This window comes from Gemmatimonadaceae bacterium (genome assembly GCA_035533755.1).
In the GTDB taxonomy this organism is placed as follows: domain Bacteria; phylum Gemmatimonadota; class Gemmatimonadetes; order Gemmatimonadales; family Gemmatimonadaceae; genus JAGWRI01.
In genome coordinates, this window is sequence record DATLTC010000030.1 from 75,073 (window position 1) to 98,718 (window position 23,646).

19 protein-coding genes and 4 tRNA genes are annotated in these 23,646 nt (G+C 67.3%); 22 read left to right on the forward strand and 1 reads right to left on the reverse strand.

Features of this window, described 5'->3' with window-relative positions:
* Positions 1-2: 2 nt before the first annotated feature.
* From VNE60_05285 to rpsG, 21 genes are all read left to right on the forward strand, one after another.
* Positions 3-785 (forward strand): PspA/IM30 family protein, encoded by a 783-nt coding sequence (locus VNE60_05285; GenBank protein ID HVB30925.1) that lies wholly within the window; start codon positions 3-5, stop codon positions 783-785.
* Positions 782-1,906: an AI-2E family transporter gene (locus tag VNE60_05290; protein ID HVB30926.1), complete on the forward strand. Its 1,125-nt coding sequence runs from the start codon at positions 782-784 to the stop codon at positions 1,904-1,906. Before VNE60_05285 ends, VNE60_05290 begins: the two co-directional genes overlap by 4 nt.
* 19 nt (positions 1,907-1,925) lie before the next feature.
* Positions 1,926-2,975, forward strand: a complete 1,050-nt coding sequence (locus VNE60_05295; GenBank protein ID HVB30927.1) for a DUF1611 domain-containing protein — start codon at positions 1,926-1,928, stop codon at positions 2,973-2,975.
* Positions 2,976-3,112: 137 nt separating this feature from the next.
* Complete coding sequence (locus VNE60_05300) at positions 3,113-3,808, forward strand: ATP-binding cassette domain-containing protein (protein ID HVB30928.1); 696 nt, start codon at positions 3,113-3,115, stop codon at positions 3,806-3,808.
* Positions 3,809-3,840: 32 nt separating this feature from the next.
* Positions 3,841-4,710, forward strand: coding sequence for a mechanosensitive ion channel family protein (locus VNE60_05305; GenBank protein ID HVB30929.1), 870 nt, complete (start codon positions 3,841-3,843; stop codon positions 4,708-4,710).
* A 2-nt stretch (positions 4,711-4,712) separates the two neighbouring features.
* The gene (gene cysS, locus VNE60_05310) at positions 4,713-6,137 is read left to right on the forward strand and encodes a cysteine--tRNA ligase (GenBank protein HVB30930.1); all 1,425 of its coding nucleotides are present in this window, start codon (positions 4,713-4,715) and stop codon (positions 6,135-6,137) included.
* 198 nt (positions 6,138-6,335) lie between these two features.
* Positions 6,336-6,408 (forward strand) — tRNA-Thr (locus VNE60_05315).
* A gap of 58 nt (positions 6,409-6,466) precedes the next feature.
* A tRNA-Tyr gene (locus VNE60_05320) sits at positions 6,467-6,549 on the forward strand.
* A 44-nt stretch (positions 6,550-6,593) separates the two neighbouring features.
* Positions 6,594-6,666, forward strand: a tRNA-Gly gene (locus tag VNE60_05325).
* Positions 6,667-6,791: 125 nt separating this feature from the next.
* Positions 6,792-6,864 (forward strand) — tRNA-Thr (locus tag VNE60_05330).
* A gap of 73 nt (positions 6,865-6,937) precedes the next feature.
* Positions 6,938-7,090, forward strand: coding sequence for a 50S ribosomal protein L33 (gene rpmG, locus VNE60_05335; protein HVB30931.1), 153 nt, complete (start codon positions 6,938-6,940; stop codon positions 7,088-7,090).
* A gap of 2 nt (positions 7,091-7,092) precedes the next feature.
* Positions 7,093-7,338 (forward strand): preprotein translocase subunit SecE, encoded by a 246-nt coding sequence (gene secE, locus VNE60_05340; protein HVB30932.1) that lies wholly within the window; start codon positions 7,093-7,095, stop codon positions 7,336-7,338.
* A 2-nt stretch (positions 7,339-7,340) separates the two neighbouring features.
* Positions 7,341-7,883: a transcription termination/antitermination protein NusG gene (gene nusG, locus VNE60_05345; GenBank protein HVB30933.1), complete on the forward strand. Its 543-nt coding sequence runs from the start codon at positions 7,341-7,343 to the stop codon at positions 7,881-7,883.
* A gap of 149 nt (positions 7,884-8,032) precedes the next feature.
* Entirely contained in the window at positions 8,033-8,458 is a 426-nt protein-coding gene (rplK, locus tag VNE60_05350; protein HVB30934.1) for a 50S ribosomal protein L11, read from the forward strand.
* Positions 8,458-9,147, forward strand: a complete 690-nt coding sequence (gene rplA / locus VNE60_05355; protein ID HVB30935.1) for a 50S ribosomal protein L1 — start codon at positions 8,458-8,460, stop codon at positions 9,145-9,147. The genes rplK and rplA overlap by 1 nt, the downstream gene beginning before the upstream one ends.
* A 6-nt stretch (positions 9,148-9,153) precedes the next feature.
* Positions 9,154-9,669 carry a 50S ribosomal protein L10 gene (rplJ, locus tag VNE60_05360; protein HVB30936.1) on the forward strand — a complete coding sequence of 172 codons (516 nt, stop codon included), beginning with the start codon at positions 9,154-9,156 and terminating at the stop codon, positions 9,667-9,669.
* Between the two features lie 68 nt (positions 9,670-9,737).
* Positions 9,738-10,133 (forward strand): 50S ribosomal protein L7/L12, encoded by a 396-nt coding sequence (rplL, locus tag VNE60_05365; protein HVB30937.1) that lies wholly within the window; start codon positions 9,738-9,740, stop codon positions 10,131-10,133.
* A gap of 194 nt (positions 10,134-10,327) precedes the next feature.
* Entirely contained in the window at positions 10,328-14,914 is a 4,587-nt protein-coding gene (rpoB, locus tag VNE60_05370) for a DNA-directed RNA polymerase subunit beta (GenBank protein ID HVB30938.1), read from the forward strand.
* A gap of 3 nt (positions 14,915-14,917) precedes the next feature.
* A complete protein-coding gene (rpoC, locus tag VNE60_05375; GenBank protein HVB30939.1) occupies positions 14,918-19,225 on the forward strand; it encodes a DNA-directed RNA polymerase subunit beta' in 4,308 nt (1,435 codons plus the stop codon).
* A 204-nt stretch (positions 19,226-19,429) separates the two neighbouring features.
* On the forward strand, positions 19,430-19,810 hold the full coding sequence (rpsL, locus tag VNE60_05380; protein HVB30940.1) for a 30S ribosomal protein S12: 381 nt from the start codon (positions 19,430-19,432) through the stop codon (positions 19,808-19,810).
* 3 nt (positions 19,811-19,813) lie between these two features.
* Entirely contained in the window at positions 19,814-20,284 is a 471-nt protein-coding gene (gene rpsG, locus VNE60_05385; protein ID HVB30941.1) for a 30S ribosomal protein S7, read from the forward strand.
* Between the two features lie 85 nt (positions 20,285-20,369).
* Here the strand turns inward: rpsG and VNE60_05390 are convergent, their stop codons facing one another.
* Positions 20,370-20,861: a hypothetical protein gene (locus VNE60_05390; GenBank protein ID HVB30942.1), complete on the reverse strand. Its 492-nt coding sequence runs from the start codon at positions 20,859-20,861 to the stop codon at positions 20,370-20,372.
* Positions 20,862-21,475: 614 nt separating this feature from the next.
* Here VNE60_05390 and fusA point away from each other — a divergent pair.
* Positions 21,476-23,572 carry an elongation factor G gene (gene fusA / locus VNE60_05395; protein HVB30943.1) on the forward strand — a complete coding sequence of 699 codons (2,097 nt, stop codon included), beginning with the start codon at positions 21,476-21,478 and terminating at the stop codon, positions 23,570-23,572.
* The last annotated feature ends 74 nt before the right edge of the window (positions 23,573-23,646 follow it).

A 23,646-nucleotide genomic window follows, 5' to 3' on the forward strand; every position in this document is an offset into this window, starting at 1 on the left:
CCATGGGTATTTTCGATCGACTGTCGTCGCTCCTCCGCTCGAACATCAACGATCTGATCTCGAAGGCGGAAGATCCCGAGAAGATGCTCACGCAGATTCTCGCGGACATGCGCTCGCAGCTCGCCAAGGCCAAGCAGCAGGTGGCCACGGCCATCGCCGACGAGAAGCGTCTGCGCGATCAGGCCGACACCGAATACAAGCAGGCCCAGGATTGGGAACGCCGGGCCATGCTCGCCGTGCAGGAGAACCGCGACGATCTGGCCAAGCAGGCCCTCGTGCGCCAGGCCGAGCACCAGAACAACGGCCAGCAGTTGGAGCAGACCTGGGACGCGCATCGCCAGGAAACCGAGAAGCTCAAGAACTCGCTCCGCGACCTCAACGACAAGATCGAAGAGGCCAAGCGCAAGAAGAACCTGCTCGTGGCGCGCCAGCGCCGCGCCCAGGCGCAGAAGCGCATTGCCGAGACGATGTCGTCGCTCTCCGAGAAGTCGGCGTTCGAAGCGTTCAATCGCATGGAGGAGCGCATCGAGACCAACGAGCGGCAACTCAAGGCCGCCGCCGAGATCGACGACGAGTTCTCCGGCGACACGCTGCAGCGCGACTTCAAGCAACTCGAGCGCGGCGCGGTGGCCGGCAGCGTCGACCAGCAACTGTTCGCCCTCAAGCAGAAGATGGGCATGCTCCCCGCCGCATCGGGTGGCCAGGCCAAACAGATCGGCGCCGGCGGCGATGAGACCGTCGCGGCGGAAATCGAGGAGCTTCCGGAAGAGAAGAAGACGACTTGAGCGCCGAGACCCAGCGGCGTTTCAGATACGCGCCCGCGCTCGCGGCGACGGTCCTCACCGTCCTCATCCTGTGGCTGGTCGGGTCCGTCGCCGATGTCTTGATGCTGCTGTTCCTGGGCATCCTCATCGCGCTCTATCTCAATGCGCTCGCCGGTGCCTTGCGGCGGCACCTGCGTCTGCCGGCCCGCCTGGCGTTCCCCGCGGCCCTCCTGGTCAGTATCGGGGCCCTCGTCCTGCTCGCCAACATGCTCGTGCCCCCTGTGGTCACGCAGACGCAGGAACTGCTCAAGCTGCTGCCCCAGTACATCAGCACGTGGCAGACCACCCTCGAAACCACCATCGCGCGCATTCCCGCCCTGGCCGACACCATCCAGCCGGGCCAGCACAGCATCGTGCTCGCGCTCTACGACCAGCTCACCAACACCCTCCAGGACGTCGTGCCCAAGCTGTTCGCCGGCGTCCACGTGGCCATCAGCATCTTCTCCGTGGGCGTGATGGCCATCTATCTCGCCGTGCACCCGGAGGTCTACTGCGACCTGACCGTGTCGCTCTTCCCGCCGGTGCGGCGCCGGTTCGTCCGCCACCTGCTCGGCGAGCTCGGCGATACGCTCCGCGCCTTCATCGTTGCCCAGCTCTTCACGATGACGGTGCTCGGCATCCTCACCGGCATCGGCCTCTACGCCCTCAACGTTCCCTATGCCCTCACCTTCGGTGTGTTCACTGGGCTGGCCGCGATCGTGCCGTTCTTCGGCACGCTCCTCTCCACCACGCTGCCGGCGTTGTTCGTGCTCAATACGCCCGACGGCGGCACCCGCGCGCTGCTCGTGCTCGGACTGGGCGTGGTCATCCACCTCATCGAAGGCAATCTCGTTTCGCCGTTGGTGATGTCCGAGAAAGTCGATCTCCCGCCGGTGCTGTGCATCCTCGGCGTGCTCGTGATCGGCGAACTCCTCGGGCCGGTCGGATTGCTGATCGCCGTGCCCACGCTCGCCATCGTCATGGTGCTCATGCGTCGGATCCTCATTCACGGCATCTACGACGGCGGGCTGGTGGTCGATCCCGAGGCGACGCCGGCCCCGTCGCTCCTGACCTCCGAGCGATTCCCGCCCGCTTCCCCCTGACCGCGCTCCGCCACGCCGCATGACCCCCCGTCCGCGCTTCCTGATCCTCGCCGAAGGTGCGTTCAATCCGGTTCGCTCCAAGACCGCGAACGCCTGCATCCGCTACACCCCCGACCGCGTGGCCGCGGTCCTCGACTCCACCCAGCGCGGCAAGACCGCGCAGCAGGTGCTCGGCTTCGGCGGCGCCATCCCCGTGGTCGGCTCGGTGGACGAGGGCCTCGCCCATCGCCCCAATGCGCTGCTCATCGGCATCGCCCCGCAGGGCGGCCAGCTCCCGCCCGAGTGGCGCGGCATCATTCGCCGCGTGCTCGACGACGGGCTCGACGTATGGAGCGGACTCCACACCCTGCTCGGCGACGACCCGGAATTCACCGCCCACGCCACGTCGTCCGGCGCCACGATCCACGACCTGCGGCGTCCGCCGCGCGATCTCGAGGTGGCCCGCGGCCGCGTGCGCGACGTGGCCGCCACGGTCGTCCTCACCGTGGGCACCGACTGCAACATCGGCAAGATGACGGCGGCCCTCCAACTCCTCGACGGACTCCGCGCCAAGGGCCACCGCGTCGCGTTCGCCGGCACCGGACAGACCGGCATCCTCGTCGACGGCCGGGGCATCTCGGTGGACGCCGTGATCGCCGACTTCATCGCCGGCGCCGCCGAACGCCTCGTGCTCGACGCCGCCAGGGACGCCGACATCGTGCTCGTCGAAGGGCAGGGCTCGATCATCCATCCCAGCTACTCCGGGGTGACGTACGGACTCCTGCACGGCGCGCTTCCCCACGCGCAGGTGATGTGCGCGCAACCGTCGCGCACCGCCATCCGCCACAACGAGTGGATGGCCATTCCGCCGCTGCCCGAATTCATCCGGCTCCACGAGCGCGTGGTGCTGCGCCCCGCTCCCGTGATCGCCGTCGCCCTCAACACGTACGACATGGACGACGCCGCCGCGCGCGCGGCGGTGGAGCGCACGGCCCGCGACACCGGCCTCCCCACCACCGATCCGGTGCGGTTCGATCCGGCGCCGGTGGTCGACGCCATCGACGCCTTTCACCGCACGCGTCCGCGCTGAGCCGACGGCGCCGCGGTCGGGCGCGCGCGCGGACGTTTTGCGCCTCGGTGCGCCATTCCGATGGCGGTCCGGCCGGCTCCAGGGTGCACAGTCCCCGGGCCAACCGCACGTCGCGCCCACCGCCAACACCGCCGCCCATGCACTTCTCCGCGCGAGGACTCCGAAAGCAGTATGCCGCAGGCACACCCGGCTGCTCGGCCGTGGCGCGCGTGTTGTGCGGCGTGAACCTCGAGCTCGCACCGGCCGACATCGTCGGCATCGCCGGAGCGCGGGGCGCCGGCAAGACCACGCTGGTCCGCTGCGTGGCCGGACTCGCGCGCCCCGACGCCGGCGCCCTGCACTGGGGGCCGGCCGCGCAGCGCCCCCGCGTCGTGTCCCTGTCGCCGGCCGCGTATCCGTTCGATACCGTGCGCGACGTGATCGAGCGGGCGTCCAGCGATTCCGCCGTCGATCCCTGCCGCTTGGCCGAGATGATCGGCGCGCTCGGGTTGGCGGCGGCCGCCGACACGGCGCAGGTGGCGCTCACCACCGACGAGCGGGCGCGCCTGGCGCTCGCCATCGGACTCGCCACGCAACACGCCCTGCTCCTCCTCGACGGCACCTGCGACGCCCTCGCCGCCGGGTCCCGCGCCGCCGTCCGCGATCGCCTGCGCGCACACGCGGCGGCCGGGGGCGCCGTGCTCCTCGCCGGCCGCGACGGCATCGCCCTAGCCGCGCTCGCGGACCGCGTCGTCGAACTCCGCGACGGCGTGCTGCATTCCATGGGCGAGGCCGGCCATCGTCCGGCGTCGGCGCGCGTGGCCGAAGCGCCGGCCAGCCCGGAGGTCCGTTGACCATGCCGCGGGAGAACGCCTAGCTTCTCCGGGTGCTTTTCCCGGCTGTCGTCGCCCTGCAGGGGCCCGTGCACGTTCCGTATACGCTTGGCGAACTCGCCGAGTCGGCCAAGCAGCTCGGCGTCATCCTCGTGGCCTGCGCCGTGGCCTGGATCGCCGTGCGCGTCGTCGCCGCGCGCATCGAGACGATGGCGCGCTCGGCGCGCGGCGAGGAATGGGGGCCGGCCCGCGAGCAGCGCGCCCGCACGCTCGCCCTCCTGCTGCGCAATTCGGGGCGCACCCTCGTCGTGGTCGTCGGCGGCATCATGGCGCTGCACGCCTTCGGGGTCGACACCAACCCGCTGCTCGCCGTGTCGGGCGTGCTCGGCCTCGCGATCTCGTTCGGTTCGCAGAGCCTCGTGCGCGATTACGTCACCGGGTTCTTCCTCCAGTTCGAGCACCAGTTCGGGCTCGGCGACGCCGTGCGCATCGGCGGCGTGGAAGGCACGGTGGAGGACCTCACGCTGCGTCTGGTGTACGTGCGCGCCGCCACCGGCGCGCTGCACATCATTCCCAACGGCCAGATCCTGCAGGTCACCAACCTGTCGCGCGCCTGGCGCCGCGCCTCGGTGAGCGTGGACGTGCCCTGGCATGCCGCCGAAGCCGCGGCCAAGACGCTGGGCGCCGTGGCTGGTGGGCTGGCCGGCGACGCGGCCTGGGCGACCCGGTTGCTCGACCCGCCCACGGTCACCGGCATCGAGAAGTTCGGCCCCGGCACCGTGACGCTCGGCATCACCACGCGCGTCAAGCCGGGGGATCTCGACGCCACGGCCGGCGAACTGCGGCGCCGCGTGCAGGCCGCGTTCGCGCGCGACCAGGTGCCCACCGTGCCGATCCCGCTGGCGCCCTCCACTACATTGTGACGATGGTCATGCCGGCGCCGGAATTCCGCCTCTACAACACGCTCACTCGACAGGTGGAGCCGTTCGCGCCCGCCGACGGGGACACCGTACGCTTCTACAGCTGCGGACCCACCGTCTACAACCCCGCGCATCTGGGCAACTTCCGCACGTTCCTGTTCAACGACCTGCTGCGCCGCGCGCTCAGGCTGCGCGGGTGGAAGGTGCGCCAGGTGATGAATCTCACGGACGTCGACGACAAGATCATCAAGCGCGCGTCGGAGCAGGGCGTGACGATCGGCGAGATCACGGGGCCGATCACGACCGTCTTCCAGGCCGACCGCGAGTACCTGCGCATCGAACCCGCCGAGGCGTATCCCAGAGCCACCGAGTTCATCCCGCAGATGATCGCGCTCGTCCAACGGCTGGTGAAGGCGGGCGTCGCTTATCAAGCCGACGACGGATCGGTGTACTTCGCCATCGCCCGGTTTCCGCAGTACGGCCGCCTGTCGCGCCTCGACACGCGCGAGATCAAGGCCGGCGCGCGCGTGGCGCAGGACGACTACGCCAAGGAGAACGCCCAGGACTTCGCGCTGTGGAAGGCGGCCAAGGACGAGGACGAGCGGGTGGGCGCGGCGTGGGAGTCCCCGTGGGGCCGCGGGCGCCCGGGCTGGCATCTGGAATGCTCGGCGATGGCCATGGATCTGCTGGGGGACACGCTCGACATCCACACCGGCGGGGTCGATCTCGTGTTCCCGCACCACGAGGACGAGATCGCGCAGTCCGAGGCCGCCACCGGCAAGCCGTTCGCGCGGTTCTGGTGCCATGGGGCGTTCCTGCTCACCGACGGCACGAAGATGGCCAAGCGGGTGGGGAACGTGAGCACCGTGCAGGGGCTTCGCGAGGCGCACGTGTCGGCGGCGGCCATCCGCCACTTCGTGTTCAGCGCGCACTACCGCAAGGAGCTGAACCTGTCCGACGACGCGCTCGACGCGAGCGGCGAAGCGGTGCGGCGGGTGGGCGATTTCGCGGAGCGGTTGGCCCAGGCCGCGGGCGGCACGCCGGCGTTGGCCGCGGCGGCGGGCGACGCCGTGGCGGCGTTCGAGGCGGCGCTGTTCGACGATCTCAACGCGCCGCGGGCCGTTGGGGCGCTGTTCACGTTCATCAGCGCGGCCAACGCCGAGCTCGACCGTCGCGGATCGGACTCGGCGGCGCTGGGCGTGGCCCGCGCGGCATTTGCCCGGATGAACGGCGTGCTCGACCTCATTCCCGACCGCACCGTGGACGATCCGGCGCTGGTGGCGTGGGTGGAGGGGCAACTGGTGGCGCGGCGGGAAGCCCGTGCGCGGCGGGACTTTGCGGAAGCCGACCGGATCCGCTCGGAGCTCACGGAGCGGGGAATCGCGATCGAGGATACGCCGTCGGGCACCAAGTGGAAGCGTGTGGGGTAGCCACCCCAGAATCAGGTGTTTGCGGATTTTGGGAGGGGATTTTGGCCCCTGTTCCGGCCGGCCGGGAGGGGTGAGCCGAGGCGGCTGGGGGCGGTTGCCGTCTGTTTGCTGCCGGCCCGGCTAAGTCAGCGCGGGAGCGCGGCTTGACACTTGTGCCACGCTCTGGTATTGTACGAGTCTCGCGCAAAACGGCCGGTTGCTGACGTAGCTCAATTGGCAGAGCACCTGATTTGTAATCAGGCGGTTGCGAGTTCGATTCTCGCCGTCAGCTCTGGGATCGAACGTCGTGCGCGAGGTCTGGCGCGCGGGCGAGTGTGGGCGCGTAGCGCGGTGGGGTACCCAAGCGGCCAACGGGAGCAGACTGTAAATCTGCCGGCTTATGCCTTCGAAGGTTCGAATCCTTCCCCCACCATCGATCAGCGCCGAGGGCGCGAGGCGATGCGGGAGAAGGGAAACGCGGGAGTAGCTCAGCTGGTAGAGCGCAAGCCTTCCAAGCTTGATGTCGCGGGTTCGAGCCCCGTCTCCCGCTCTGGGAGTCGCCCTCGGGCGGCGGAACAACTGATGCGGTAAACGAGCTCGGCGGGCCGCCGCAGCAGTCGTGGCGGCTCGTGGTTTCGGTGGGACCCGCGTTCGCGCGGGCGTGGGACAGGCATTGCTCGCGTAGCTCAGTCGGTAGAGCACACCCTTGGTAAGGGTGAGGTCATCGGTTCAATCCCGATCGCGAGCTCTGGGACGATCGCAGTGCAGGGTGCAGGACCCGCGGCCGGCTCGGCTGGGCGCGGTCAACACGAGAACTTGAGATGCCTCGCGAAAAAATCATCCTCGCGTGCAGCGAGTGCAAGAACCGGAACTACTTCACCATGAAGAATCGGCGCACCCATCCGGAGCGCGTCGAGTGGAAGAAGTACTGTCCGCGTTGCGATAAGCACCAGGTGCACAAGGAAACCAAGTAATCATGGCCGACGTGCCGCACGAAGTGGGTGAGCCGAAGGTTGGCGCCATCCGCAGCACCATCGCGTACTACCATGCCGTCGTGGGTGAGATGAAGAAGGTCACGTGGCCGGATTTCCCGCAGGTGCGGTCGGCCACCGTGGCCATCGTGATCTTCGTGCTCGCCATCGGCATGGTGATCACGATCCTGGATTTCATCCTGAACGGCCTGCTCGTGCGGCTGTTGCCGTCGTTGTTCCTGGGCCATTGAGCATGGAGCTTCGCTGGTACGCCATCCAGACCACGTCCGGGCACGAGAACAAGGTCCGGTCGCTGGTCCAGCGCAAGATCGATCAGGATTCGCGTCCCTCCGTGGATCGGATGATCCGCCAGGCGCTGGTGCCGACGCAGGAAGTGGTGGAGATCAAGAACGGCAAGAAGGTCAATGTGGAACGCAAGCTGTTCCCGGGATACGTGCTGGTCGAGATGGACATGAATCAGGAAACCCTGCATGTCATCAACTCGATCCAGGGCGTGATCAAGTTCGTGGGACAGGATCGCCTTCCGCAGCCGCTGCGGCCGGACGAGGTCAACCGGTTGCTCGGCATCGCCGAGGAAGTCGAAGCGCAGGAGCCGGTGGAGGAGATTCCGTTCCTCGTCGGGCAGGCGGTGGCGATCACCGAAGGACCGTTCACCGATTTCAACGGCACGGTCGAAGAGGTGATCCCCGACAAGGGCAAGGTGCGGGTCTCGGTGTCGCTGTTCGGACGCCCCACGTCGGTGGAGCTGGATTACCTGCAGTTGAAGGCGTACTGACGGTTCGCTGGCCGCGCGCCATCGGCGGTCGGCGGCAGGGCAGTAGCTCGTGTCACGCAGCATTGCAGTTCGTCGGCCACCACTCCGACGTCTGAAACAACAGTGGGAGTTCGCCGCGCGCTGAGTCGCGGCAAACGTACAGGAGTCCTATGGCCAAGAAAGTCATCGGGTTCGTGAAGCTGCAGATCCCGGCCGGCCGCGCAAACCCTGCGCCACCGGTCGGTACGGCGCTCGGCCCCCAGGGCATCAACATCATGGCGTTCTGCAAAGAGTTCAATTCGAGAACTCAGAACCAGGACGGCATCATCCTGCCGGTCGAAGTCACGATCTTTGCGGACAAGTCGTTCACCTTCATTCTCAAGACGCCGCCGGCGGCGGTGCTGCTGAAGAAGGAACTGGGCCTCGAGAAGGGTTCGGGCCAGCCCAACCGGAACAAGGTGGGCACGGTGACCCGCGCCCAGCTCCGCAAGATCGCCGAGATCAAGATGCCGGACCTCAACTGTGACTCGATCGAGTCCGCGATGGCGATGGTCGCCGGGGCGGCGCGCTCGATGGGTCTCGAGGTGTCCGACTGATGCAGGCTCACGGCAAGAAGTACCAGACCGCGGCCAAGCGCCGCGACATCAATACGTCGTATCAGGCGCGTCAGGCGCTGGAGCTCGTGAAGACGGGCGCGTATGCCAAGTTCGATGAGACGGTGGAGGTCGCGGTGCGCCTCGGCGTCGATCCGCGGCACGCCGATCAGGTCGTGCGCGGCACCGTCGTGCTCCCGGCCGGCACCGGCAAGGCGGTGCGCGTGCTGGTGATCGCCGTCGGCGACAAGGCCAAGGAAGCGCAGGACGCGGGCGCCGATCACGTGGGGGCGGAGTTCGTCCAGAAGATCAAGGACGGCTGGCTCGATTTCGACGTGCTCATCGCCACGCCCGACCAGATGGGCCAGTTGGGCCAGCTGGGCCGCATCCTCGGCCCGCGCGGCCTGATGCCCAACCCCAAGGCGGGCACGGTCACGTTCAACATCGGGGCGGCGGTGCGCGAGACCAAGGCCGGCAAGATCGAGTTCCGCGTCGACAAGGCGGGCAACGTGCACGCCGCCATCGGCAAGGTGTCGTTCGGCCTCGACGCGCTGGAGCAGAACTTCTCGGCGTTCATGGATCAGATCGTGCGCGCCAAGCCCACCGCTTCCAAGGGCGTGTACGTCCGCAACGTCGCCGTGTCCAGCACGATGGGCCCGGGCGTGACCGTCGACACCACTCCCTACCGGTAACGCGCGATGAAACGATCCGACAAGGAACAGCTCGTCGCCGAGTTGCGAGCGAAGCTGGAGGGGGCCACCTCCCTCTACTACACCGACTTCACGGGGCTCAACGTGAAGCGGATGACGGAACTGCGCCGGCGCCTGCGCAGGGCCAAGGTGGAGTACGTCGTCATCAAGAACTCGCTGGCCCTCCGCGCCGTGAACGAAGCCGGGCTCGTCAGCCAGCCGCTGCGCGGGCCCACCGGGCTCGTCGTCGGCAACGACCCGCTCGCCGCGGCGAGGGTGCTCACCGACTTCGCCAAGGAGAACGACCAGCGACCGATCGTGAAGGGCGGCCTGATGGACGGCCGCGCCCTCGATTCGGCGCAGGTCAAGAAGTTGGCGGCCATGCCGTCGCGCGAGCAGATGCTCGCCGAGTTGGGCGCTGGCCTCCAGTCACCGCTCGCCGCCTTCGTGGGCGCGCTGAACGGTCTGCTGTACTCGTTCGCTGGTGCGCTCGACGCGCTGAAGACGCAGCGCGAGGGCGCCTGAGGATTCCCAGGCGTATCGCCTGACTAACGCCCCAGGGTACCCTGGGAACTACTGAGGAGAGCACTACCATGGCAAATGCAACGCTGAGCAAGGACGATATCCTCGAGGCGATCGGCAACATGTCGGTCTTCGACCTGTCCGAGCTGATCGAGGCCTTCAAGACGAAGTTCAACGTGACGATCGCCGCCGCCCCGGTGGGCGGCGCGCCGGCCGCCGGCGGCGCCGGTGCGGCGGCTGCGGCCGTCGAAGAGCAGACCGAGTTCGATGTCGTCCTCAAGGAAGCGGGCGCCAAGAAGATCCAGGTCATCAAGGTCGTGCGTGAGCTCACCGGACTCGGCCTCAAGGAGGCCAAGGACCTGGTGGACGGCGCGCCCCAGACCGTGAAGACCGGCGTGTCCAAGGATGAAGCGGCCGCCGTCAAGGCCAAGCTGGAAGAGCAGGGCGCAGCCGTCGAAGTGAAGTGAGGCGTGTCGGTGCGGGCGCGGCGAATCCGCTGCGCCCGGGCCCTCCCCTCTTTCCCTTCGCCGGTCTGCCATTAGTGAATTCGTACTCCACCAGCACCACAATACGTCGTTTCGCGGTTTCACGGCCTGCCCCGGCCGCGCCCTTTCGCGCGTCCCGGGGTTCCGGTCGTTTTTCGTTTGCGCGCGGGTGAGCCATGCCTGAATTGATCAAGCAGATTTCCTTCGGAAAACTCGAGCAGGGGATGGATATGCCCCATCTCCTCGACATCCAGACGCGGGCCTTCGACGCCCTGCTCCAGCTGGATGCGGCCTCGCACGACCGCGAGGACATCGGCCTCGAACGGGTGTTCAAAGACCTGTTCCCGATCGCCGATGTGCACGAGAATTTCTCCCTCGAATTCGTTCGCTACAACCTCGGCGAGCCCAAATACTCGGTCGAGGAATGCATCGAACGGGACATGACGTACTCGGCGCCGCTCAAGGCCACGCTGCAGCTCGTCATCAACGAGACGCTCCCCGACAACACCAAGCGGCCCCGCAACATCATCGAGAAGGAGGTCTATCTCGGCGAGTTGCCCCTGCTCACCCCGCTCGGCACGTTCGTCATCAACGGCGCCGAACGCGTGATCGTGAGCCAGTTGCACCGGTCGCCGGGCGTCGTGTTCGAGGAATCGACGCACCCCAACGGCCAGCGCCTCATCTCGGCCCGCATCATCCCGTTCCGCGGATCGTGGGTGGAGTTCACCGTCGATATCCACGACGTGATCTACGTCCACATCGACAAGAAAAAGAAGTTCCCCGCCACGGCGCTGTTGCGCGCCTTCGGGTACGGCTCCAACTCCGACATCCTCCGGCTCTTCTTCGCCGTCCGCGACCTCGACCTCACCAAGAAGCGCGAGAGCCGCACCGACGTGCGTGAAGTGATCGGCGCCATCATCGCCGAGGACATCGAACTGCCCGGCGAGGCGACCGCCGAGGACGCCCCCAAGGCGCGCACCAAGAAGGCCCGCGCCGAGCGCGAGCGCGCCGAGAACATCCTCCTCGTGCGCGAGGGCGATGAGCTCACCGAAGAGGTGCACAACCGGCTCCGCCGCCAGAACATCAAGCACGTCAAGGTGTTCGCGTCCTACATGGCCGTCGACCTCCGCGACGAGCAGGAAGCCATCGAGCGCGGGGAACGCCCCGTGCGCCGCGTGCTCGCCGTCGACGTCGTCGACGGGGACGGCGAGGTGATCGCCGAGGTGGGCCAGGCGCTCTCCGACACCCTGATCAAGAAGATCCGCCGCGGCGAGATCAACAAGGTCTACGTGTTCGTCGCGTCGGGCCGCGCCGAGTCCACGCTCATCAAGAACACGCTGGCCAAGGATCCCACGCACAGCGAGAAGGAGTCGCTGGGCCAGATCTACTCGCTCCTCCGTCCGGGCGACGCGCCCGACGTGGAGACGGCCAAGCAGGCGCTCGAGCGGTTGTTCTTCTCGCCCAAGCGCTACGACCTCGGACGCGTGGGCCGCTACAAGATCAACCAGCGGCTCGGCCTCAACACGCCCGCCAACCACACCGTGCTCACGAAGGAAGACTTCGTGGCCATCGTCCGCTACCTCGTGGAACTCCACGAGGGCCGCGGCCACGTGGACGACATCGACCACCTGGGCAACCGCCGCATCCGCTCGGTGGGCGAGTTGATCGCCAACCAGTTCTCCGTCGGCCTGTCCCGCATGGCGCGCCTGGTCAAGGAGCGCATGTCGATCAACACCGACCCCGAGAAGATCTCGCTCGACGACCTCGTCAACGCCCGCACCGTCTCGGCGGTGATCCAGGCGTTCTTCGGCTCGTCGCAGCTCTCGCAGTTCATGGACCAGACCAACCCGCTGGCCGAGCTCACCCACAAGCGCCGCCTGTCGGCGCTCGGACCGGGCGGCCTCACGCGCGAGCGCGCCGGGTTCGAGGTCCGCGACGTGCACTACTCGCAGTACGGCCGCATGTGCCCCATCGAGACGCCGGAAGGCCCGAACATCGGCCTCATCACGTCGCTCGCCTGCTACGCGCGGGTGAACGACCTCGGATTCGTCGAGACGCCGTACATGGTGGTCAAGAACGGCCGCGTCACCGGCGACATCGCGTGGCTCGACGCCAACAAGGAAGAGGACGCGATCATCGCCCAGGCCAACGCGCGCCTCAACCCCGACGGCACGTTCGTCGACTCGCTCGTGCTCTGCCGCATGCAGGGCGACGTGCCGCTCACGCCGCCCGACCGCATCGACTACATGGACGTGGCGCCGGAACAGCTCGTGTCCATCGCCGCCGCGCTCATCCCGTTCCTCGAGCACGACGACGCCAACCGCGCCCTCATGGGCTCGAACATGCAGCGCCAGGCGGTCCCGCTCCTCAACCCCCGCACGCCGCTCGTCGGCACCGGGCTCGAGGAAACGGTGGCCGTCGACTCCGGCGCCGTGGTCATCGCCAAGCGCGCCGGCACGGTCACCCGGGTCACCGCCGACGAGATCATCGTCGACGCCGGCCCCACCGAGCGCCGCAAGCTGGACGACGACCGGCCGCTGGCCCGTCTCACCCAGCACGACCGCTACCGGATCAAGAAGTACTGGCGCACCAACCAGGACACCGCCATCAACCAGCGCCCCCTCGTCAAGCAGGGGCAGAAGGTCAAGGTGGGCGACGTCCTGGCCGACGGCGCCGGCACCGAACGCGGCCAGCTCGCGCTCGGATCCAACGTCACCGTGGCGTTCATGCCGTACTACGGGCACAACTTCGAAGACGCCATCGTGCTCTCCGAGCGCGTGGTCAAGGACGACGTCTATTCGTCCATCCACATCTCGGAGCTCGAACTGCACGTCCGCGACACCAAGCGCGGCCAGGAAGAGATCACGCGGGAAATCCCGAACGTGGCCGAGGAAGCGCTCACCGATCTCGACGAGCGCGGCATCGTCCGCATCGGGGCCCACGTCAAGCCGGGAGACATCCTCGTCGGCAAGATCACGCCCAAGGGCGAGACCGAGCTGTCGCCCGAAGAGAAGCTGCTCACGGCCATCTTCGGCGAGAAAGCCAAGGACGTGAAGGATTCGTCCCTCAAGGTGCCGCCGGGCATGGAAGGTGTGGTCATCGACGTGAAGATCTTCTCGCGCATCGAAGACCAGGTGGTGGAGAAGGACCGCGGCGAGCGCATCGGCGACGTGCGCCGGCTCGAGGCCGAGGAGAAGCTGCGCGTGAACGAGGTGCGCGACGTCGAGTTGATCGAACTGCTCGATGGGCAGACGGTGGCCCTGGCGCTCAGGTCGGGCACGGTCGAGGAAGCCATGCCCGCCGGCACCAAGCTCACCGCCAGCGCGTTGCGCGAGATGAAGCTGTCGAACGTCGACCTCAAGACCTTCCGCGTCGAGAACAAGAAGGTCAACGAGCGCGTGCGCGCGGTGATCGACCTGTCCACCGACGAGAAGGCCAAGATCGAGGAGAAGGCCGAGGAGCGCATCGACCGCATCCTGCAGCCCGACGAACTGCCGCCGGGCGTCATCCAGCTGGTCAAGGTCTACCTGGCCGAGAAGCGCAAGGTCTCGGTGGGCGACAAGATGGCCGGACGCCACGGCAACAAGGGCATCGTCGCCCGCATCGTGCCCGAGGAGGACATGCCGTTCCTTCCCGACGGCCGGCCGGTGGACATCGTGCTCAATCCGCTCGGCGTGCCGAGCCGCATGAACGTGGGCCAGATCCTCGAGACCCACCTCGGCTGGGCGGCCCGCATCCTGGGCTTCTACGCCAAGACCCCGGTGTTCCAGGGCGCCAATGAGCACGAGATCGGACTGCTGCTCAAGCTGTCCGGACTCGCCTGGTCACGCGACGCGCTGTCGCTGCGCGCCGCGACGCCGGCGATCTCCGATGTCGAGGTCAAGATCATCCTCAACGACGTCAAGCCCGATCGCACGCAGGCCGAGGCGCACTTCTCGCTGCTGCAGGAAGCGAGCGTGAACGATCTGGGCGGACGGGCGATGTCGCAGGGCACGCGCGACGTGCACCACCGGGTGCGCGACTTCCTGGCCGCCGCCGCCGCCGAGCTCGCCGAGCGGGAGACGGTGGAGATCGGCCATCAGGTGGCGTTCCACGAGGCCGAGCACGAGGACCTCACGGCGCCCAAGAAGGCGGCGTTCAAGTCCGCCCTCAAGGACCTCGAGAAGCGCAAGGCGCAGGATCCGGTCGACCGCCTGCTCGAACTCGAGCTGCCGGCCCTGGCCAGCATGCTCGGCAAGAAGTCCGAAGCCGACGTCGACGCCGCCGCCGTGGAGTTGATGCGGCTGGCCGGTCTCACGCCGTTCGGCAAGGTGCGCCTGCGCGACGGCCGCAGCGGCGAGACGTTCGCGTCGCCGGTCACGGTGGGCGAGATCTACATGCTCAAGCTGTCGCACCTCGTGGACGACAAGATCCACGCCCGGAGCATCGGACCGTACTCGCTGGTCACGCAGCAGCCGCTCGCCGGCAAGGCGCAGTTCGGCGGCCAGCGGTTCGGCGAGATGGAAGTGTGGGCGCTGGAGGCGTACGGCGCCGCGCACGTGCTGCAGGAGATCCTGACGGTCAAGTCCGACGACGTGAACGGCCGCAGCCGGGTGTACGAGGCGATCGTGAAGGGGCAGAACCTGCCCGAGCCCGGCACGCCCGAATCGTTCAATGTGCTCGTGAAGGAATTGCAGGCCCTCGGCATTCGCGTGACGATGGGTCAGAGTGTGGACGCGTTCGCCGGCAACGGCGGTGGGTCCAACGACGGTAGCGAGGAATAAGCGATGATTGATTTCCGCAGCGTGCGCGAGACCCGCGCATCGGCGTTCGATTTCATCCATATCCGTATCGCCTCGCCCGAGGAGATTCGCGGCCCCAAGGATCCCAAGGAGCGCGAACGGCTCGAGATGCAGGGGCTCCGGACCTGGTGGTCGTGGGGTGAGGTGACCAAGCCCGAGACCATCAACTACCGGTCGTTCAAGCCGGAGAAGGACGGGCTGTTCTGCGAGCGCATCTTCGGTCCCGTCAAGGACTGGGAATGCCATTGCGGCAAGTACAAGCGCATCCGGTATCGCGGCGTGATCTGCGACCGCTGCGGCGTGGAGGTCACGCTCAGCAAGGTGCGGCGCGAGCGCATGGGCCACATCGAGCTGGCCGTGCCGGTGGCCCACATCTGGTTCTTCAAGACGCTGCCCAGCCCGATGGGCAACCTCCTCGACATCACGCTCCGTGACCTCGAGAAGATCATCTATTACTCCAACTACGTCGTCATCGAGCCGGGAGACCAGGACGTCCAGGTCAACCAGCTGCTCGACGAAGAGGAGTTCCTGGCGCTGCGCCAGAAGGCCAAGGAGGAGAAGGACACCGCCTTCATGGCCGACATCGGCGCGCCCGCGGCCCGCGAGCTGCTGCGCCGCCTCGACGTCGACAAGCTGGCCGACCAGCTCCGCTCGCAGGTCGTGGACGAGTCGTCGCAGCATCGCAAGAAGATGCTGCTCAAGCGGCTCAAGATCGTCGACGCGTTCCGGAATTCGGGCGACGCCGGCGACGTGCGCAACAAGCCGGAGTGGATGATCCTCGACGTCGTGCCGGTCATTCCCCCCGACCTGCGGCCGCTCGTGCCGCTCGACGGCGGGCGCTTCGCCACGTCCGATCTCAACGATCTCTACCGGCGCGTCATCAACCGCAACAACCGCCTGCAGAAGCTCATCTCGCATCGCGCGCCGGAAGTCATCCTGCGCAACGAGAAGCGCATGCTGCAGGAGGCCGTGGACGCGCTGTTCGACAACGGCCGCCGGTCCAAGGCCATCCGCGGCCGCGGCAAGCGCCCGCTCAAGTCGCTGTCCGACATGCTCAAGGGCAAGCAGGGCCGGTTCCGTCAGAACCTGCTCGGCAAGCGCGTGGACTACTCGGGCCGTTCGGTGATCGTCGTCGGCCCCGAGCTCAAGCTCCACCAGTGCGGCCTGCCCAAGCTGATGGCGCTCGAACTGTTCAAGCCGTTCATCATCCACAAGCTCGTGGAGAAGGGCATCGCCGAGACGGTCAAGCGCGCCAAGAAGATCGTGGAGCGGGAGAGCCCCGAGGTGTACGAGATCCTCGAGGAGATCATCCGCGACCATCCGGTGCTGCTCAACCGCGCGCCCACGCTACACCGCCTGGGCATCCAGGCGTTCGAGCCGGTGCTCGTCGAAGGCAAGGCCATCCGCATCCATCCGCTCGTCTGCGCGGCGTTCAACGCCGACTTCGACGGCGACCAGATGGCCGTGCACGTGCCGCTGTCGTTCGAGGCCCAGCTCGAGGCGCGTCTGCTCATGCTGTCGAGCAACAACATCCTCAAGCCGTCCGACGGCCGCCCGGTGGCCGAGCCCAGCCAGGACATCGTGCTCGGCTGCTACTTTGCCACCAAGGCGCCGGTGAACTTCGAGAAGGCCACGAACCTCGCCCACGTCACGTCGGCGGGTGAGGTCGAGACCGAGATCGCGGTCCATCGCATGAACACCCACACCCCGGTGCTGTACTGGATCGCCGAGGGCGCCGGCGGCCACTGGGAGAAGACCACGGCCGGCCGCGTGCTGTTCAACGCCATCGTGCCGCCCGAGCTCGGCTACAAGAACTTCGACATGAAGAAGAAGGCGCTCTCCGAACTCGTGTTCGAGAGCTACCGCAAGGCGGGACTCGCCGCCACGGTCCAGTTCCTCGATCGCCTCAAGGAATTCGGCTTCTTCAACGCCACCCGCGGCGGCGTCTCGATCGGCATCGAAGACCTGCAGATCCCGGCCGCCAAGAAGGAACTCCTCCAGGAAGCGGAAGAGCGCGTGGAGCGGTTCCAGCGTGCCTATCAGACCGGCAACATCACGAACGGCGAGCGCTACAACAAGGTGATCGACACCTGGACGCACGCCAATTCCGATGTGGCCGAGGCGATGGTGCGCGCCATGCGGGAATCCAAGGAAGGGTTCAATCCCGTGTACATGATGTTCGACTCGGGATCCCGTGGTTCGCGCGATCAGATCCGCCAGCTGGCCGGCATGCGCGGCCTGATGGCGAAGCCGCAGAAGAAGCTCACCGGCGGCATCGGCGAGATCATCGAGAGCCCCATCAAGTCCAACTTCCGTGAAGGCCTGTCCGTGCTCGAGTACTTCATCTCGACGCACGGCGCCCGCAAGGGTCTGGCCGACACGGCGCTCAAGACGGCCGACGCCGGATACCTCACCCGCCGCCTCGTGGACGTCGCGCAGGACGTGACGATCGCCGAGGAGGATTGCGGCACCATCCAGGGCCTCGAGATCTCGGCGCTCAAGGAAGGCGAGGACGTGATCGAGCCGCTCTCGGAGCGCATCGTCGGCAACGTGGCCGCCGAGGACGTGGAAGATCCGCACGAGATCGACGAGACCGGGCGCCGCACGCTGCTGGTCGAGGCGGGCACCCTGATCGACGAGGAGACGGCGCAGAGCATCGAGGAGTCCGGCATCGAGATGATCCGCATCCGGTCGGTGCTCACCTGCGAAGCCAAGCGCGGGCTGTGCCGCATGTGCTACGGCCGCAACCTGGCCACCATGAAGATGGTGGACCTGGGCGAGGCCGTGGGCATCATCGCCGCCCAGTCCATCGGCGAGCCGGGTACGCAGCTCACCCTGCGCACCTTCCACATCGGCGGCGCGGCGTCGCGCATCGCCGAGCAGACGGCGCGCAAGTCCAAGGTGGCGGGCATCGCCGAATACGGCGACCGGCTCACCGCGGTCACGAATCCCGAGGGACATCGCATCGTCACCTCGTACGAAGGCGAGATCATCATCCGGCCGGCCGGCGACAAGAGCACCGGCATCGGCGCGCGGCTGCAGGTGCCGCTCGGCGCCATCCTCATGGTCAACGACGGCGACGAGGTGAAGCGCGACCAGGTGATCTTCAGCTGGGACCCGTACACCAACCCGATCATCGCCGATTGCGAGGGCACGGTGAAGTTCGTCGACATCATCGACGACGAATCCGTGGCCGAGGAGCTCGACGAGCTCACCGGCCTGCGCCAGCGCGTGATCATCGAGGATCGCGAGAAGAAGCTCCACCCGCACATCGAGATCGTGCAGGAGAAGGGCGGGAAGGAGAAGCGCATCCGCGACTACGTCATCCCCGTGGGCGCCCAGCTCACGGTGGAGGACGGGCAGAAGATGTTCGCCGGCACGATCCTCGCCAAGGTCGGCCGCGAGGCGTACAAGACCCGCGACATCACCGGCGGTCTGCCGCGCGTGGCCGAGCTGTTCGAGGCCCGGCGGCCCAAGGATCCCGCCACCATCTCCGAGGTCGACGGCTTCGTCCGGTTCGGCGAGATCAAGCGCGGCAAGCGCGAGATCTACGTCCAGCCGGTGCGCATCGATCGCGGCGTCTGGGTGGTGGACGACACGCAGGAAGCGCATCTGTACGAGGTCCCCGCGGGCAAGCACCTCCGGGTGCACGAGGGCGACCGCGTGCGCGCCGGCGATCGCCTGTCCGAAGGCCCCGTGAACCCGCACGACATCCTGCGCATCAAGGGTCCGCGCGCCGTGCAGGAATACCTGCTCAATGAAGTGCAGGAGGTGTACCGCCTGCAGGGCGTGAAGATCAACGACAAGCACATCGGCGTGATCGTGCGCCAGATGCTGCAGAAGGTTCGCGTCCTCACCCCGGGCGACACCCAGTTCCTCGAGGGCGAGCACGTGGACAAGCAGGTGTTCCGCGGCGAGAACGACCGGTCCAAGAAGAAGAAGGCCGAGCCCGCGGTGGCCGAGCCGCTGCTGCTCGGGATCACCAAGGCCAGCCTCACCACGCAGTCGTTCATCTCGGCGGCCAGCTTCCAGGAGACCACGCGCGTGCTCACCGACGCCGCCATTCGCGGGGCGAAGGACGACCTGCTCGGCCTCAAGGAGAACATCATCATCGGGCACCTCATCCCCGCCGGCACCGGCATGTACCGGTACCAGAAGGTGGAGATGGACGTCGAGCAGCCGGAAGGATTCGGCCCGCTCCCGACCATGGCGGAGACTCTGCCGGGCGTGTTCGCGATGACCGAAGAGGAGGAGCTGCCGTTGGCGCGCCCCGGCGTGCCCGACGAGCTCTGACCAGCGCGGGCAGGATGCGAAGTGACAGCGGCCCGTCCGGATGGATTCCGGGCGGGCCGCCTGCCGTTATGAGGAAACCGATGGCCTGCCAGGCACTTGGCTGCCTTGACCTGCCCGAGCGCCCGGGCTAGCTTTCGCGTTCTGTTCCGTGCCGCCTATTCCTGGCGATTCACGTAGAAGCAGATTCACGAACAGTCCTCCTTCATGCCGACCATCAATCAGCTCGTCCGGCGCAGTCGCCGCGACGTGGCCAAGAAAGAGAAGTCCCCGGCGCTCAAGTCGAATCCGTTCCGCCGCGGGGTTTGCACGCGCGTCTACACGACGACGCCCAAGAAGCCGAACTCGGCGCTGCGCAAGGTGGCGAAGGTGCGCCTCACCAACGGCTTCGAAATCATCGCCTACATTCCCGGCGAAGGCCACAACCTGCAGGAGCACTCGATCGTGCTCGTGCGCGGCGGCCGCGTGAAGGATCTGCCGGGTGTCCGTTATCACATCGTGCGCGGCTCGCTCGACGCTTCGGGCGTGAACGGCCGCAACCAGAGCCGTTCCAAGTACGGCACCAAGAAGCCGAAGGCGGGGAAATAAGCCATGAGCCGTCGCAAGAGTGCCGTGAAGCGCAGCGTCCTGCCCGATGCGCGCTATGACAGCCAGACCGTTTCCAAGTTCATCAACGTGATGATGCTCGCCGGCAAGAAGGCCACGGCCGAGCGGATCTTCTACGGCGCGATGGACGTGGTCGAGGCCAAGACCAGCCAGCCCGGCGTGACCGTGTTCAAGCAGGCGCTGACCAACGTGAAGCCGGTGGTCGAGGTGAAGAGCCGCCGGGTGGGCGGCGCCACGTACCAGGTGCCGGTCGAGGTGCGCCCCGAGCGCCGCACGGCGCTCGCCATGCGCTGGCTCATCCTCTACTCGCGCGAGCGCGGCGAGAAGTCGATGGCCGAGAAGTTGGCCGCCGAAGTGATCGCGGCGGCGAAGGGCGAGGGCAACGCGGTGAAGAAGAAGGAAGACACGCACCGCATGGCCGACGCGAACAAGGCGTTCGCGCACTATCGCTGGTAGACGGCGGCGTCGCGGCTCGCGTCGCGACGGCCCACCACTCCCGCGCCCCGTCCGGCTCCGCCGGACGGGGCGCGGTGCGTTCGGGTCAGAATCCGAAGCCGAAGTCCAACGTCATGAGCCACGGGGTGTCGCTGGCCGGCGTGCTCACGCGACGGAACAGGCCCACGCGCGGGCCGATGGCGATGATCGGCAGCACGGCGAGATCGATGCCCACGTAGGTGGCGTTGGCCGGGGCGTTCCACGGATGGCGCACCGTGCGCAGGACGCTGGGGCCCACGGCCACGCCGCCGCCGTACCGGCCGGTGGAATAGACGTAGGTGAGCGAGGCGCGCTCGGCGCCCAGTCCCGGGGCGAGCGCGAGGAGGACTTCCTGCGACGCGTCGCGCTGCCCGGGCACGCCTCCCACCTCGAGGCCCACGCCGGCGGTGACCGAGACGCGCTGCGGCACGCCGAACCGCGCGCCGAGGATGGGGAAGATCTGTCCGCCCGGCGGCGACTCCACCGATCCCGTCTGCACGGCGCTCTGGGCACGCGCGGCGGCGGGCAGGGCGAACGCCAGGGCGCAGCCCGACGCCATGGCGACGCGAGCCGCGATGGCGCGGATGCGGCGCGGGGCGGAGGGAGTGCGTCGCGCGGAGCGACAGGGGAGCATGCGGTGCATCCTCAGGAGAGCGGGGGGATGAGGCAATCTATGGGTCGAAACGCGCCGGCGAGAGGGCGTTGTGGTGGGGTGGGGCGCGGGGACCGGGGCCGGGTGGGCGCGGCGCCCGAAAGTTGTCGGTCGTGGGGCGTTGACAACGGTCCAACTGCCAATAAATTCAAGGGGCTACGGGGATTTGGTTTTGGACGCCTCGCGGCAGGTATTTCGTCGGCGGACTGCGCGCCGACCCTTATGGGCTCGCCGCTGGGAGCGAGGGTACTACAGACCGGCCAAGGCGCCCGTGGCGTCGCGGCTCCCGAAAAGCAACGCAGGACAATCTGACGTCGGGCCCTGTCGGCTCGGCGCGCTTAGGGTCCCGGCTCGCGCTGCAGTGGCGAGCACACCCGGCGGCAGCGGATGGATACCGGCTCCTCTGGAGCGCCCGGTCCACCCGCGTTTTTGCTGGTGAGAGTTGGTCATTCGCGATATCCACGCATTCATAATCGCTGCGCGCGGGCCGGCGCGGCTTGAAGGAAGAGACTTACCGAACTATGGCACGCGTCACTCCGCTCGATCACTATCGCAACATCGGCATCATGGCGCACATCGATGCCGGGAAGACGACGACGACCGAGCGCATTCTGTACTACACGGGCAAGGCGTACAAGATCGGCGAGGTGCATGAAGGCACCGCGACGATGGACTGGATGGAGCAGGAGCAGGAGCGCGGGATCACGATCACGTCGGCGGCGACGACGGCGTTCTGGAGCCGCAACGAGACGCTGTACCGCATCAACATCATCGACACGCCGGGCCACGTGGATTTCACGGTCGAGGTGGAGCGGTCGCTGCGGGTGTTGGATGGCGCGGTGACGTTGCTCGATTCGGTGGCCGGGGTGGAGCCGCAGACGGAGACGGTGTGGCGTCAGGCCGACCGGTACAACGTGCCGCGGCTGATCTTCGCCAACAAGATGGACCGCGTGGGGGCGGACTTCGACCGCTGTTTGACAATGGTGCGTGACCGGCTGTCCCGGAACGCGCATCCGCTCCAGCTGCCGGTGGGTTCGGGCGAGCTGTTCACGGGGCACATCGACGTGCTCGAGCGCAAGCAGTACGTGTTCGACGAGGAGTCGCTGGGCAAGACGTTCGCCGTGGTGGACGTGCCGCCCGAGTTCACGGAGCGCATGGAAGAGGCGCGGCACGAGCTGATCGAGGCCGCGGTGGCGCACGACGACGAGCTGCTGGAGAAGTATCTGGGCGGCGCCGAGTTGACGGTGCCCGAGATCCGGCGGGCGATCCGCAAGGCGACGATCGCGATGCAGTTCGTGCCCGTGCTCTGCGGCGCCTCGTTCAAGAACAAGGGCGTGCAGGCGCTGCTCGACGCGGTGATCGACTACCTGCCGTCGCCGGAGGACGTGCCGCCCATCCAGGGCCACGTGCCCCATCACGACGAGCATTTCGAGACGCGGCTGACCAACGACCAGGCGCCGTTCGCGGCGCTGGCGTTCAAGATCGCGACCGATCCGTTCGTCGGAAAGCTGACGTTCTTCCGGGTCTATTCGGGCGTGCTGAAGTCGGGGTCGTACGTGTACAACTCGACCAAGGACAAGCGCGAGCGCGTGGGGCGGCTGTTGCAGATGCACGCCAACAAGCGCGAGGAGATCGAGGAAGTGCTGGCCGGCGACATCGCGGCGGCGATCGGGCTCCGGGACACGCGCACCGGCGACACGCTGTGCGACGATGACCATCCGATCATCCTCGAGGCGATGAAGTTCCCGAACCCGGTGATCGACGTCGCCATCGAGCCGAAGACCAAGGCGGACCAGGACAAGCTGGCGATCGCGCTGCAGAAGCTGGCCGAGGAGGATCCGACGTTCCGCGTGCACACCGATTCCGAGACGTCGCAGACGATCATCTCGGGCATGGGCGAGCTGCACCTGGAGATCATCGTCGACCGGATGATGCGCGAGTTCAAGGTGGACGCGAACATCGGCCGCCCGCAGGTGGCGTATCGCGAGACCATCCGCAAGCGCGTGGAGAAGGTCGAGGGCAAGTTCATCCGTCAGTCGGGCGGCAAGGGCCAGTACGGCCACGTGGTGATCAACATGGAGCCGTCCGAGCCGGGCGCGGGCTTCGTGTTCGAGGACAAGATCGTGGGCGGCGTGATCCCGCGCGAATACATCGGGCCGGTGGAGCAGGGCATCAAGGAAGCGCTGGAGAACGGCGTGCTGGCCGGCTATCCGATGGTGGACGTGAAGGTGGCGCTGGTGTACGGGTCGTACCACGACGTCGACTCGAGCGAGATGGCGTTCAAGATCGCGGGGTCGATGGCGTTCAAGGAGGCGGCGAAGAAGGCGCAGCCCGTGCTCCTGGAGCCGATGATGAACGTCGAGGTGGTGAGCCCGGAAGCGTACATGGGCGACGTGCTCGGCGATCTGTCAGCGCGGCGCGGCAAGATCGGGGGGATGACGCAGCGGGGCGAGGCCCAGGTGATCGCCTCGACGGTGCCGCTCTCCGAGATGTTCGGCTATTCCACGAAGCTGCGCTCGATGTCGCAGGGGCGGGCCGTCTACTCGATGGAGTTCGCCCACTACGAGGAAGTACCGAAGTCGAAGGCGGAAGAGATCATCAGCAAGGTGAAGTCGTAAGTCGTACGTCGGGAGCGGAAGGCGGGACACAACGTCCCATCCTTTCATTGTCAAGGACGCAGCAGATCAACTCA

What these genes read in the sequence shown, in the direction of transcription:
- VNE60_05285 (HVB30925.1), top strand. Translation starts at nt 3, where the DNA reads ATGGGTATTTTCGATCGACTGTCGTCGCTCCTCCGCTCGAACATCAAC.
- VNE60_05295 (HVB30927.1), top strand. Translation starts at nt 1,926, where the DNA reads ATGACCCCCCGTCCGCGCTTCCTGATCCTCGCCGAAGGTGCGTTCAAT.
- VNE60_05300 (HVB30928.1), top strand. Translation starts at nt 3,113, where the DNA reads ATGCACTTCTCCGCGCGAGGACTCCGAAAGCAGTATGCCGCAGGCACA.
- cysS (HVB30930.1), top strand. Translation starts at nt 4,713, where the DNA reads ATGGTCATGCCGGCGCCGGAATTCCGCCTCTACAACACGCTCACTCGA.
- rpmG (HVB30931.1), top strand. Translation starts at nt 6,938, where the DNA reads ATGCCTCGCGAAAAAATCATCCTCGCGTGCAGCGAGTGCAAGAACCGG.
- secE (HVB30932.1), top strand. Translation starts at nt 7,093, where the DNA reads ATGGCCGACGTGCCGCACGAAGTGGGTGAGCCGAAGGTTGGCGCCATC.
- nusG (HVB30933.1), top strand. Translation starts at nt 7,341, where the DNA reads ATGGAGCTTCGCTGGTACGCCATCCAGACCACGTCCGGGCACGAGAAC.
- rplK (HVB30934.1), top strand. Translation starts at nt 8,033, where the DNA reads ATGGCCAAGAAAGTCATCGGGTTCGTGAAGCTGCAGATCCCGGCCGGC.
- rplA (HVB30935.1), top strand. Translation starts at nt 8,458, where the DNA reads ATGCAGGCTCACGGCAAGAAGTACCAGACCGCGGCCAAGCGCCGCGAC.
- rplJ (HVB30936.1), top strand. Translation starts at nt 9,154, where the DNA reads ATGAAACGATCCGACAAGGAACAGCTCGTCGCCGAGTTGCGAGCGAAG.
- rplL (HVB30937.1), top strand. Translation starts at nt 9,738, where the DNA reads ATGGCAAATGCAACGCTGAGCAAGGACGATATCCTCGAGGCGATCGGC.
- rpoB (HVB30938.1), top strand. Translation starts at nt 10,328, where the DNA reads ATGCCTGAATTGATCAAGCAGATTTCCTTCGGAAAACTCGAGCAGGGG.
- rpoC (HVB30939.1), top strand. Translation starts at nt 14,918, where the DNA reads ATGATTGATTTCCGCAGCGTGCGCGAGACCCGCGCATCGGCGTTCGAT.
- rpsL (HVB30940.1), top strand. Translation starts at nt 19,430, where the DNA reads ATGCCGACCATCAATCAGCTCGTCCGGCGCAGTCGCCGCGACGTGGCC.
- rpsG (HVB30941.1), top strand. Translation starts at nt 19,814, where the DNA reads ATGAGCCGTCGCAAGAGTGCCGTGAAGCGCAGCGTCCTGCCCGATGCG.
- VNE60_05390 (HVB30942.1), bottom strand. Translation starts at nt 20,861, where the DNA reads ATGGCGTCGGGCTGCGCCCTGGCGTTCGCCCTGCCCGCCGCCGCGCGT.
- fusA (HVB30943.1), top strand. Translation starts at nt 21,476, where the DNA reads ATGGCACGCGTCACTCCGCTCGATCACTATCGCAACATCGGCATCATG.